Here is a 10,936-nt window from a genome sequence, read left to right on the forward strand (position 1 = left end):
TGGTCGCCGCGTCAATAGACGCCTTCGGGGCTGGGCTGCGGGCGGCCCGGCGGTTCGGGCGGCAACTGTTCCAGGATGGGCGCGAGGATCTGCTCGGATTCTTCCAGCCACGCCAGCATGCGCAGGGCCCAGTCGCGCAGGTCGTCGCGGGCGCAGTGCTGCGATGCCTGGTCGAACAAGGGCCAGGCTTCGTCGAGTACCGATTGCAGCGCCAGCGCGGCGTGATGCTCGTAGGCCTGCGGATCGAAGCCCATCAGCCGGGTCGATGCATCGTCGCCGGCGCGGGCGGTACCGAATCCGGCCCATACGCCGTCCGGGTTCTGGTGCTGCGCCAGGATCATGCGTGCCAGCGCGCGCAGCGATTCATCGCTGGCGTGCTCGAGGATGCCCGCGGCGAGGCGACGTTCGCGCAGGCCCAGCGCCAATGCGGCCTCGACGAAGGCGTCATCGTCGAAGTCGGCGGACGAGGCGGATTCACTGCTTCGCCGCGAGGGCAGGTGGCGCAACAGCATCACCGCGCCGGCCACCAGCGCCAGCCACGCGATCATCGAAGTACGGTGCTTCATGCCGGATGCCTCCGCACGGCCGCCCGGGTGGGCGGCCGTGCCGGGTGTGCCGCCCGGGGGCGGTCAGTGGGTGCTGCCTCCGGCCGGCGAGGTGGGGCTGCCGGCGGGACGCTGGGTCGTGGTGGTGCCCCGGCGGGCGGCCGATTCACCGGTGGTGGCCGAGGTTTCCGCCCCCATGTCCGACATCCTCCCGAGCGCGGGCGAGACCCGGATCTCGTTGCGCACGTCCTTCACCCCGCTGCAGGCATCGGTGATGTCCTCGGCGCGATGCTTCATCCAGCGATGCTCGACGGTCCCGGTCAGGGTCGCGACGCCGCCGCTGACGCTGACCTGCACATCGTCCGCGTCCAGGTACGGATCGTCGGTGAAGCGCTCGTTGAGATCCTCGGTGATGCGTTCGTCCGAACGGGTGTAACCACGCGGGCCACGGCCACGGAAACCCTGGGCGCGGCTGGAGTCGCCGAAACCGGCGGAACCACCGGCCTGGCTGTCGTCGCGCCAGGAGGACGTCCCGCGCCCCATGCCACCGGAGCGGCCCAGGGTGCTGTCGCCGAGGCCGGGCTCGCGCGCGTAGCGGCCGCCGCGCCCGTAACCGCCGCCGGCGAACACGTCGCCCTGCGCGTAGCGCTGGCTGAAGTCCTCGGGCCCATAGACCCGTCCGGGATCGCGTTCGCGTCCATAGCCCTGGCTGTACTCGCCGCGGTTGGCGTAGTAGCCGCTTTCGGTATCGCCCTCGCGATAACCGCCGGCAAAATCGCTCTCGTCGAATCCGCGCCCGTATTCGCGCTGGCCGGCGACGCCGTAGTCGCTGAAGCCCGAGCGGCCCTGGCCGGTGCTGCGCCAATCGCCGCCGCGCCCGCTGCCGTACTGGCCGCGCACGTCCTCGTCGGTCTCGCGTCCACGCCCCCAACGTTCGTACTCGTCCTCGCGGAATCGGCCTTCTTCCCAGTCGCGCGCGCGCGGGCGCGGCTGCACGCCGGCGGTGGCGTAGCCCTCGCCGTAACCGCGCGTGTTGCGCTCGTCCTGCGGATGCCGCTCTTCATGTTGCCGCCCGTATTGCCGGTTGTACTGGTTCATGTCCTGTCTCCGGTTCTGCCACCATTCGCGACTGGCGTCCGCCAGTTGCGTTGCCAGTTGCCGCAGTTCGCCTATCGCGGCTTTCAATTCGGTACCCACGTGCCTGTTGTCTTCCATCTGCCTGCTCCCTTGCGGATTCGGAGCCGCACCGCGCACACGGCGCCTTGACTGGGCTCCTTCGCTTGCTTCACGCAAACGGCATGCCATCGGCGAGGGCGCTGGCACGAGCCCGTTTGCATGCCCGTATCCGGTGGCGCAGGCAGCTTTTGCCCCGCCGCGAAGTTTGTGCCTGCGCAGGCTGGCACGCCGTTTGCGCGGGATCAGGGAAATCACCACGAACGAGGTGCGAGATGAAACATTGGGGACTGCTGGCCTGCCTGCTGCTGGCCGTGGCGGCATGCGACCGCCGAGACGATCCCGGTGTGCCTGCTTCCAGCACGGGCAGCAGTACGCCGCCCGGCGAGGCGGTGGATGCCGGTGCCGACGACAAGGCCGCCACGGGCGACGAACCGGTCCACCTGACCCAGCCACCGCCCGCGGCGACGGATTGCGACGGCAAGGTGGGGGATGAACTGGCGGATTGCATCCGCGATCGCGGCCAGCGCGAACGCGGCGAGGCGCCGCCGCCCTGACGCACATATTTCACGGGCTGCAGCTTGTGCCCGCCAAGGGCCCGCGTTGGACGCGCCCTGCGCGGGCTCCACCGTTGGCACGGACATTGCGGAACACGCTGTGGCGCAGGCGCTTGCCGCGCGCCATTCCATTTCCAACAGAAGGCGACCCCATGTCCCGTTCCCCGTTGTCATTGAGCCCCTCCGCGATGAACGCAAACGCCATGAACGCTTCCTCCCCGCCGCGCGCCCAGGCGCGCGATCGCCGCGAGCCGCGTGGCTTCGCCGCGATGGACCCGGAACGCCAGCGCGAGATCGCGCGCAAGGGCGGACGTGCGGCGCACCGCAGCGGCAATGCCCATCAGTTCGATTCCGAAGAAGCCCGCGAGGCCGGCCGCAAGGGTGGCGAAGTGGTCAGCCAGGATCGCACGCACATGGCGCGCATCGGCGCGCGTGGCGGCGAGGCCCGCGGTGCCAACCGCCGGCAGCAGGCGCGCACGGAAAACCGCGAAGACGGCGACGCCGCTGCGGAACCCGACGACGCCGGCATGCCCTCCACCCGGCGTCACTGAGACCGTCCGCGGTCGTCAGCGCTCCCGGGAGGTGATGGCGGGGCTCCGTGGCTGGGCCGGCGCTCCCGTCGTCGCTCGATCCAGCAGGGCGCCGCATTGCACGACCGCCGCGTCGATGCGGTCCAGCCCTGCACGCACATCCTCGGCGTGGCCCTGGGCGAGGGCCTCGCGCGCGATGGAGTTGGCGTACAGGATCAGGTTGAGTTCGTTGCGCAGATCGTGCTGCCAATCAGACATCGCCACGCTTCCTGGTCAGGTGGTTGTGCACCGTGCGCACGCTGATGCCCAGGCTGCGCGCGGTGGCGGTCTTGTCGCCGCCATGGAAGGCGAGGGTCTTGCGCAACATCTCCGCTTCCATCTGGGCGAACGTCATGCCCACCTGGAAACGCACGCCCGCCGGATCGTCATCGCCGGCCATCCCGTGGTGGACGGCCTGCAGCGGCGCGGCGCGCACGCTTTCATCGGGACTGCGCAGGTAGGCCAGTTCCACCGCGCTGGCAAGTTCGCGCACGTTGCCGGGCCAGGCATGGGCCAGCAGCGTGGGCAGGCAGCGTTCCTCCAGCCGCTTGGCCTGGCCGGTACGGCGGTTGAGGCGATCGACGAAGGCGTTGGCCAGCAACGGGATGTCCGGCTTGCGCGCGCGCAGCGGCGGCACCTCGATCGGATAGCGGGCGAGGCGGAAATAGAGATCGGGACGCAGATCGGCGCAGCCGCTGCCGGAGAAACGATGGGTGGCGGCCACCACCCGCACGTCCACGGGCACTTCGCCCTGGCCACCGATGCGCTGGACCACGCCGGTTTCCAGGGTGCGCAGCAGATAGACCTGCAGCGCGGGCGGCATGTCGCCGATCTCGTCGAGGAACAGGGTGCCTCCCTGGGCCTGTTCGAAGAACCCGAGGTGGCGGGCCGCCGCTCCGGTGAAGCTGCCGCGTTCATGGCCGAACAGTTCGCTGGCCAGCAGTTCGCCGGGTAGCGCGCCGCAGTTGACCGCGACGAAGCGTCCGCCGCGACCGCTCTGCGCATGCAGCGCCCGCGCCGCCAGTTCCTTGCCGCTGCCGGTCTCGCCGAACAGCAGCACGCTGACATCATGCGGCGCGGCGCGGCCAATTTCCTGGCGCAGCGATTGCATCGGCGCGCTTTCGCCGAGCAGCCCGTCCGCGCCATCCTCGCGCAAGGCGGCTTCGCGCGCGTGATGGGACTGGCGCACGTCGTCGAGCAGGCCCATCAGCCGATTGGGCGGGAGCGGCTTTGGCAGATAGGCCGAAGCGCTGGAAGCCACAGCGCGGCGCGCATGCTCGATGTCGCTGCTGCCGCTGACGAACACGATCTGGCCCTGGTGCTGGACGGGAATGCGGTCGAGCACGTCAAATCCGGTGCCGTCCGGCAAATGCATGTCCAGCAGGGTCAGATCGGGATCATGGTGGGCCAGCCAGGGCGCGGCGTCGGCGACGCGATGGAACGCATGCGCGGTGAATCCGCGTCGTCGCGCCAGGTCCAGGGTCATCGACGCGAACTCGGTGTCATCGTCGACGATGGCAAAGCAGGGGTTCGCCATGTTCACTCTCGTGCATCATCAAGCCGGAAGCATCGCGGAAAGGCTGTTAGTGCAACGCGAAGCGGACCCGGCCACATGCTGGATGCGCATGCATGCGCTGTTGATGTTCATGAAGGTGATGCGAAATGAAAGTGGCATGTCGCTTGCGTGGCATGCGCATCCAAATCCCCGGGAGCGCGCGATGAACCGCATGACGATGTTGGCTGTTGCATTGCTGGTGTCCCTGGGGGCGGGATGCGAACGCCGCGGGGACGCGGGAACGACGACCGCGGACGCCGACACCGGCGCCGTCGCGCGCACGGCTGGCGCGGCACCGGCAACGCCCGCGGCGCAGGCGCAACCGGATCCCGTCGAAGGCACCGCGCTGGAACACGCGCCGGGACAGGCATCGCCGGGTGCCGCGATCCAGGTAACCCGGGCCGGGGCGCCGAAGCCCTACCTGGCCGATCAGGCGGGCGCGGCGTTGTACTACATGGAAGACAACCGCGATGGAAGCCGTTGCGACGACGCCTGCGAGCGCGCATGGCCGCCGGTGGTCGCCAGCGAAGGCCAGGCGCAGGCGGGCGATGGCGTGGACGGCAGCCGGCTCGGCACCCTTCCGCGGGTGGCGGGCGGTTTCCACGTGACCCACGACGGGCTCGCGCTCTATCGCTATGCCGGCGACCAGGGCCCGGGCCGCACCTCGGGCGAGGGCGTACGCGACAAATGGGGGCATTGGCACCTGGCGCGCCAGCAGGCCGGCGATTCTCCGGCGCGCTAGGACGTGCCCGCGCGCGGGCTGTCGGGCAGGCGGCGATGGATCGCGGTGGCCGCGATCGCCGCATGGCCCATCGCCACCGCGATCTGGTTGAGGTCGCTGACCACGTCGCCGGCCGCGTACAGCCCGCGCACGCCGGTTTCGCCGTGCGCATCCACCCGCAACTCGCCGCTTTCGCTCAGCGCCGCGCCCAGGTCGGCTCCCAGGCTGGCCTCGGGCAGGGCGCCCAGCACCGGGTAGACCGCGTCGAACCACGCCTGGCCGCCATCGCTGAACACCGCGACGCAGCGCCCATCGCGAAGCTGCAGGCGCTTCAGTGACGGCCATGCCTGGATGCCGTGGCTGCGCGCGCGCGCAAGCCATCCATCGTCCTCGCTGGCCTGCTCGGCCGCGGACACCGGGATGAGACCGACCGACGCCGAATAGGCCCGCAGGAAGATGGCGTGTTCCAGCGCCCGCGCCACCGGCCCCAGCACCGCGATGTGGCCGTCCGTGACCTCGTAGGCATCGCAGATCGCGCACAGGCGGATCGCGCCGCAGGCGATGGCCGGCTCCAGGGCCTCCATCTCCGGCATCACGTCGTTGACGCCGGTGGCGAGCAGCACGGTTTGCGCGCGCCATTGCCGGTGATCGTCGAGCAGGCTGAACCCCGCGTGGTCCCGGTGGACGCGGTGGATGCGGGTACGCTCGAACTTCACTCCGTGGGCAGTAGCCTGGTCGCGCAGGCGTTGCAGCAGGTCGTGCCCGCTGATGCCATGCGGATAGCCGGGACAGTTGTGCGTGCGTGGAATCCAGCGCGCACGGCTGTCGCCACCGTCGAAGACCAGCACGCGGCGATGGTAGCGGGCCAGGTAGGTGGCCGCGGTCAGCCCGGCGGGGCCGGCACCGACGATGGCGCAGTCCAGCATGTCCATGCGCGCAGCCTCGCGGTCGCGGCGTGGCCGACACGTGAACACACGCGGATCGAGCTGGAACGCGATGGCCCGCTGCGACCCGCGTGAGCACCGATACCGGCGGGAATCAGCCCAGCCGCTGATCCACCCGGAAGCGGTGCGCCGCCAGATACCGGATCCGCGCGAACAGCGGGTGCCGCGGATTGATCAGCAGGTTGTGCTCGCAGGGACACAGCGCGCTCGGCACCTGCGCGAGCAGGGTGTTGCCGGTGGCCAGCCAGGCATCGCCGAGCGCCTGTACCTCGCCGCGATAAGGACGTTCGCGCCACGGCAGGTCCTCGCCGACTTCGATGACATGCAATGAATCGGCCGGCAGCCTGGCTTCGATCAACTTCAGTTCGTTGACCGGTGTGCTTTCCAGGTGCGCGCGGTACTCCAGCATCGCCGCCGCCGCCGCGCGCGCGGCGTAGATCACCGGTTGTTGCCCGGAGGTCCAGCGGCCGGGCCGTTCGCTGGCGGGAAACACACCGGTGATGGCGGTGTCTTCCACCATCACGAAGGCGGGGATGGTGTCGTTCGACATGGGTGTTCCTCCTCGTCGCTGCCTCGATGTTCGGACGGGCCACGCGAAGACGGCGTGGAATCGGCGACTCTTCACATGACCGGCCGGTGGGCTCGGTTAGGGTCGGAATCCTCCATCTCCGGCCCACCATGCGCGCGTTCGACGCATCAAACCGCCTGAATCCTTCCATTCCGGGACCGCGCCGCGGCGTGCGCCAGGGCGGGTGCCGATGCCGCGTCGCGGCGCTGCTGGCGATGTTGGTGCTTGCTGCGACCGCCACTGCCACTGCCAGTCCGGCGAAGCCTGCGCCCGACGCGGCCGATCGCGTGCAGGGCACCGCGCGCGAGGTGCTGGAAGAGGTGGGCGAGCGCGACAGCGCGCCGCTGTACAGCCGTCGCCTGTGGCGGGGCGCGTTGCATGACTGGAACCGGGCGGCACCGGCGATCCGACGCGATGTCGCCGCCGCGCGGGACGATCTCCGCGCCCAGTCGGGTCCGCGCACCTGGAGCCTGGCGCTGCTCGTACTGGTGCTGTGGGCCGGCGCGTTGTGGGGCATCCCGCGACTGGCGGCGCGCTTGCGCCCGCGCTTGCCGGAAGGACGCATTCGCCGCTCCCTGACGGCATTGCTGCGGGTGGCCGGGGCCACCCTGGCCAGCGCGATCGCGGTCACCGCGCTGCTGCAGATCCTGGCGTGGGGCGCGCCCGCGCGCTCGCCGATCCCGGGCCTGTTGGGTCCGCTCATCGGCGTATCCGTGTTCGCGGTGTTCATGGCCAGCCTGGGCCGCAACGTGCTGTCCTGCGGCGATGCCGGCCTGCGCCTGCCGGACATCCCCGACGAGGTGGCCGCGCGCATGCGCCATGTGCCCTGGCTGCTGGCCGGCGCGGTCGCGCTGGCGACCGGGGCGGAAATCCTGCTGGTGCGCTGGCTGCCCGCGCGTGGCCAGGCCATGCAGCTGTCCACCGCGATGCTGACCCTGTTCCTCGCCGCCGCGATGGCCAGCGTGTGGTCGCGGCTGGGGCTGGCCCTGCGCGCGGATCCGGCCGGTTCGCCGCAGGGGCGGCACCGGGTGCTGCTGCGGCTGGTGGTCCTGCTGGGCTGGCTGCTCATTGTCGGCAGCCTCGTCGCCACCGTTCTCGGTTACTACGCGGCCGGTGGATTCCTGATCAAGCAGACCCTGTGGGGCGGCGTGGTGGTGGTGTTCATCTACCTGCTGGCGGTCGCCACGGGCGATGTCGTCGATGCCTATCTGGGCGCCAGTGGCAAGGCGGGCCGGGTGCTGGCGTGGCGGTTGGGACTGGAACCGCGCAAGGTCGACCAGTTCGGCGCGCTGGTGTATGGCGCGGTCCGGCTGTTGCTGGTGCTGGGCGCGCTGGTGTTGCTTGCCGCACCCTATGGACTGGGACCATCGGAGCTGTTCGGCCGCGTGCATCCGGGCTCGGCGGTGCTGGTGATGGGCCAGTTGAGGCTGGGCGCGGGCGATCTGGTGCGCGCGTTGTCGGTGTTCGCCGTGGTCATCCTGGCCACGCGCCTGTTCGGTCACTGGTTCAATGGCCGCTACCTGCCGACCACCCGGCTGGACCCGGGCATGCGCGCCTCGCTGGTGTCGGTGATCCGCTACGCCGGCGTGGTGATCGCATTGTCGATGGCGCTGGCGGCGATGGGCGTGGGCCTGGACAAGATCACCTGGATTGCCAGCGCGCTGACGGTGGGGATTGGTTTCGGCCTGCAGGCGATCGTGCAGAACTTCATTTCGGGCCTGATCCTGCTGGCCGAACGGCCGGTGCGGGTCGGCGACTGGGTGGTGGTCGGCGACGCCGAAGGCGACGTGCGCCGCATCAACGTGCGCGCCACCGAAATCACCATGGCCGATCGCACCACCGTGCTGGTGCCCAATTCGGAACTGATCACCAAGGTGGTGCGCAACCGCACGCTGACCCGCGCCGAGGGACTGGTGAAGATCCTGCTGCCGTTGCCCGCCGCGACCACCGATGTCGAGAAGGCGGTCGGGGTGGCGCGCGAGGTGATCGACGCCAACCCGGACGTGCTGCCGCGCCCGGAACCGCTGGTGCTGGTGGAAGAGGTCAAGGACAACAAGATCTTCTTCAACCTGTCGGTCTACGTGGAGGGGCCGCGCCGGGTCGCGGCGGTGCGCGGCGCGCTGCTGTACGAACTGCTGCGCCGGTTGCCGGCGGCGGGAGTGCCGCTGGCCTGAGCGCTACTGGCGGATGCACACCGCCAGGCCGGGCGCACCTTCGCCCTCGGCGAACACGCTGATGCGCTCGCCGACCTTGCGGAACGCCAGGTCGAAGCGCCGTTCGCCCAACCGGAGATCGCTGACGGTCACGTCCTCGATGCCCGGCGGCAGTTCGGGCTGGTTGATCTCCACCATCTGCCGGCGACCGTCGATCTCGATGCCCAGGCAGGCCTGCAGCAGCATCAGCGCCGAACCGGCCGCCCACGCCTGCGGCAGGCAGGCGACCGGGTAGGCCACCGGTGGCGCGCCCTGGGTGCGCGAGAAACCACAGAACAGTTCCGGCAGGCGCATGTCGAAGTGCACGGCGGCCTCGAACGCGCCGCGCAGCAGCCGCGGCGCACCGCCCCGGAATCCGGTGCGCGCGATGCCGGCCGCGCAGATCGCGTTGTCATGGGGCCACACCGATCCGTTGTGGTAGGAGATGGGGTTGTAGCGCGCCTCGCCGCGGGCGACGGTACGCATGCCCCAGCCGGTGAAAAAGGAGGACGACAGCAACTGCGCGGCGGTGCCGGCGGCGCGTTCGGGCGTGGCCAGGCCGGTGTAGAGCAGGTGGCCGGGGTTGCTGGTGCGCACCCTGCAGAGCTGGCCTTCGCCATCGATCGCCAGGCCGTAGAACTTCAAATCCTCGTCCCAGAAGCGCGCTTCCACGGTCTGGCGCAGGCGCTCGGCGCGCGCCGTCCATTCCTCGGCGTCGCGCGCGTTGGCATCATCCACGCGCGCCGCCAGCGCCGCCATCCCGCACAGCGCCGAGTACGCATAGCCCTGTACCTCGACCAGCGCGATCGGACCCGGCGCGAGCCGGCCGTCGGCATGGAAGACCGAATCGCCGCTGTCCTTCCAGCCCTGGTTGCTCAGGCCGCTGCTTTCGCCGCGCGCGTAGTCCAGCAGGCCCAGCGGGTTGGCATCGCAGACGCGCTCGACCCAGCCGATGGCGGCGGTGAGCGAGGGCCACAGCCCGCGGATGAAGGCATCGTCGCCGGTGCGGCGCCAGTACGCATGCGCGAGCATCACGAACAGCGGCGTGGTATCGACACCGCCGTAGTACAGCCCGAACGGCAGCTCGCGCAGGCTGGACATCTCGCCCTTGCGGGTCTCGTGCATGATCTTGCCGGGCGAGGCGTCCAGGAACGGCGCATCCTCCTTGGCCTGGTGTTCGGCGAGGAAGCGCAATACGCCGCTCGCCAGCCCGGGATCCACCCACAGGGTCTGCAACGCGGTGATGACCGCATCGCGCCCGAAAGGCGTGGAAAACCAGGGAATGCCGGCATACGGATAGGGGCCCGTCTCCAGGTCGCTGGTCAGCAGCGCGAGGTCGGAACGCGACTGGCGCATCCACTGGTCGAACAGCGGTCCGCTGCTGACGATGCGCGCGCCGCGCCGCTGGCGCGAACGCATGCGGCGGCGGGCGAGGGCGGCCTGGTAGCGATAGCGTTCGCGCGAGGGCGGCTCGCCCGCGTCGGCGCCCGCCTCGACGTAGAACTCGCGTACCTCGTCCGACTCCAGCACCAGTGGGAACTCCAGTTCGCCGTGGCCGACGAAGCGGGGCGCCATGGAAAACCGGATGAAGGACGCGCGCTCCACGTTGTCCAGGCCCACATAGCGGAAGCCGTAGCCGATTTCACCGGGTTCGGGTTCCATCAGGCGTCCGCGGGCCGGACGCCGGCTGCCGCGGACCTCGAACATGTCCCAGAAATCCGCCGCCAGTCGGAACCGCAGCGGCAGGGTGACCCGCTGTTCGCCGTAGTTGACGCAGGTGATGCGTTCATACATCCGCTCCTGGCACAGGAAGCGGTTGCGGCTGATGTGGATCAGGCCCTGCGGCGTGCCCGCCTCGTCCAGCGGCGACAGGGCGCGATTGGTGAGGTGGGCAACGAAGAACACGTTGTCCTGGGTGACCGCAGCGCTCAACAGCGTCGGCGCCTCGTCGCCCAGTTGCAGTTGGTAACCGGACAGCAGGCGGGTATCGCTGATGAACAGACCTTCGGCCGGACCGGCGATGTCGCCATAGCTGTTGGCGACCAGGAAGCTGTCACCGTCCTTCAGCACGTAGCGGGTGTACAGGGCGGCGTCGGCGGCTGAATCCATCTT

General features: G+C 70.1%; 11 protein-coding genes. 4 read left to right on the plus strand and 7 right to left on the minus strand.

From position 1 onward, the window contains the following. Positions 1 to 11: 11 nt before the first annotated feature. On the minus strand, positions 12 to 566 hold the full coding sequence (locus AC3DE2_RS04720) for a hypothetical protein (protein ID WP_295374801.1): 555 nt from the start codon (positions 564 to 566) through the stop codon (positions 12 to 14). A gap of 63 nt (positions 567 to 629) precedes the next feature. Beyond that, positions 630 to 1,760, minus strand: a complete 1,131-nt coding sequence (locus AC3DE2_RS04725; protein ID WP_488425267.1) for a BON domain-containing protein — start codon at positions 1,758 to 1,760, stop codon at positions 630 to 632. A 233-nt stretch (positions 1,761 to 1,993) separates the two neighbouring features. Between AC3DE2_RS04725 and AC3DE2_RS04730 the strand changes: the two genes are divergently transcribed. Both AC3DE2_RS04730 and AC3DE2_RS04735 read left to right on the plus strand, forming a co-directional pair. Then, on the plus strand, positions 1,994 to 2,275 hold the full coding sequence (locus AC3DE2_RS04730) for a hypothetical protein (protein ID WP_488425268.1): 282 nt from the start codon (positions 1,994 to 1,996) through the stop codon (positions 2,273 to 2,275). A gap of 203 nt (positions 2,276 to 2,478) precedes the next feature. Further along, positions 2,479 to 2,826, plus strand: a complete 348-nt coding sequence (locus AC3DE2_RS04735; protein WP_488425269.1) for a KGG domain-containing protein — start codon at positions 2,479 to 2,481, stop codon at positions 2,824 to 2,826. A 15-nt stretch (positions 2,827 to 2,841) separates the two neighbouring features. On the opposite strand, the gene AC3DE2_RS04740 is transcribed toward AC3DE2_RS04735, so the two are convergent. Together AC3DE2_RS04740 and AC3DE2_RS04745 are read right to left on the minus strand one after the other, a co-directional pair. Then, positions 2,842 to 3,063 carry a hypothetical protein gene (locus AC3DE2_RS04740; RefSeq protein WP_295374812.1) on the minus strand — a complete coding sequence of 74 codons (222 nt, stop codon included), beginning with the start codon at positions 3,061 to 3,063 and terminating at the stop codon, positions 2,842 to 2,844. Then, on the minus strand, positions 3,056 to 4,381 hold the full coding sequence (locus AC3DE2_RS04745) for a sigma-54-dependent transcriptional regulator (protein ID WP_488425270.1): 1,326 nt from the start codon (positions 4,379 to 4,381) through the stop codon (positions 3,056 to 3,058). The genes AC3DE2_RS04740 and AC3DE2_RS04745 overlap by 8 nt, the downstream gene beginning before the upstream one ends. Before the next feature lie 190 nt (positions 4,382 to 4,571). Here AC3DE2_RS04745 and AC3DE2_RS04750 point away from each other — a divergent pair, with 190 nt between their 5' ends. Next, a complete protein-coding gene (locus AC3DE2_RS04750; RefSeq protein ID WP_488425271.1) occupies positions 4,572 to 5,141 on the plus strand; it encodes a COG4315 family predicted lipoprotein in 570 nt (189 codons plus the stop codon). Here AC3DE2_RS04750 and AC3DE2_RS04755 read toward each other — a convergent pair. Then, on the minus strand, positions 5,138 to 6,052 hold the full coding sequence (locus tag AC3DE2_RS04755) for an NAD(P)/FAD-dependent oxidoreductase (protein WP_488425272.1): 915 nt from the start codon (positions 6,050 to 6,052) through the stop codon (positions 5,138 to 5,140). The two genes, AC3DE2_RS04750 and AC3DE2_RS04755, sit on opposite strands and share 4 nt — an antisense overlap. Before the next feature lie 106 nt (positions 6,053 to 6,158). Next, positions 6,159 to 6,614, minus strand: coding sequence for an RES family NAD+ phosphorylase (locus AC3DE2_RS04760; RefSeq protein ID WP_488425273.1), 456 nt, complete (start codon positions 6,612 to 6,614; stop codon positions 6,159 to 6,161). Positions 6,615 to 6,847: 233 nt separating this feature from the next. Between AC3DE2_RS04760 and AC3DE2_RS04765 the strand changes: the two genes are divergently transcribed. Then, positions 6,848 to 8,806 (plus strand): mechanosensitive ion channel family protein, encoded by a 1,959-nt coding sequence (locus AC3DE2_RS04765; RefSeq protein WP_488425274.1) that lies wholly within the window; start codon positions 6,848 to 6,850, stop codon positions 8,804 to 8,806. A 3-nt stretch (positions 8,807 to 8,809) separates the two neighbouring features. On the opposite strand, the gene AC3DE2_RS04770 is transcribed toward AC3DE2_RS04765, so the two are convergent. Further along, positions 8,810 to 10,933 (minus strand): amylo-alpha-1,6-glucosidase, encoded by a 2,124-nt coding sequence (locus AC3DE2_RS04770; protein ID WP_488425275.1) that lies wholly within the window; start codon positions 10,931 to 10,933, stop codon positions 8,810 to 8,812. Positions 10,934 to 10,936 lie beyond the last annotated feature (3 nt).

Source organism: Pseudoxanthomonas sp. 68-E7, from assembly GCF_057773145.1.

Bases quoted from the DNA above. Each gene is read 5' to 3' on its own strand.
- AC3DE2_RS04720 (WP_295374801.1), bottom strand. From the start codon at position 566: ATGAAGCACCGTACTTCGATGATCGCGTGGCTGGCGCTGGTGGCCGGC.
- AC3DE2_RS04735 (WP_488425269.1), top strand. From the start codon at position 2,479: ATGAACGCTTCCTCCCCGCCGCGCGCCCAGGCGCGCGATCGCCGCGAG.
- AC3DE2_RS04740 (WP_295374812.1), bottom strand. From the start codon at position 3,063: ATGTCTGATTGGCAGCACGATCTGCGCAACGAACTCAACCTGATCCTG.
- AC3DE2_RS04770 (WP_488425275.1), bottom strand. From the start codon at position 10,933: ATGGATTCAGCCGCCGACGCCGCCCTGTACACCCGCTACGTGCTGAAG.
- AC3DE2_RS04730 (WP_488425268.1), top strand. From the start codon at position 1,994: ATGAAACATTGGGGACTGCTGGCCTGCCTGCTGCTGGCCGTGGCGGCA.
- AC3DE2_RS04765 (WP_488425274.1), top strand. From the start codon at position 6,848: ATGTTGGTGCTTGCTGCGACCGCCACTGCCACTGCCAGTCCGGCGAAG.
- AC3DE2_RS04760 (WP_488425273.1), bottom strand. From the start codon at position 6,614: ATGTCGAACGACACCATCCCCGCCTTCGTGATGGTGGAAGACACCGCC.
- AC3DE2_RS04725 (WP_488425267.1), bottom strand. From the start codon at position 1,760: ATGGAAGACAACAGGCACGTGGGTACCGAATTGAAAGCCGCGATAGGC.
- AC3DE2_RS04745 (WP_488425270.1), bottom strand. From the start codon at position 4,381: ATGGCGAACCCCTGCTTTGCCATCGTCGACGATGACACCGAGTTCGCG.
- AC3DE2_RS04750 (WP_488425271.1), top strand. From the start codon at position 4,572: ATGACGATGTTGGCTGTTGCATTGCTGGTGTCCCTGGGGGCGGGATGC.
- AC3DE2_RS04755 (WP_488425272.1), bottom strand. From the start codon at position 6,052: ATGGACATGCTGGACTGCGCCATCGTCGGTGCCGGCCCCGCCGGGCTG.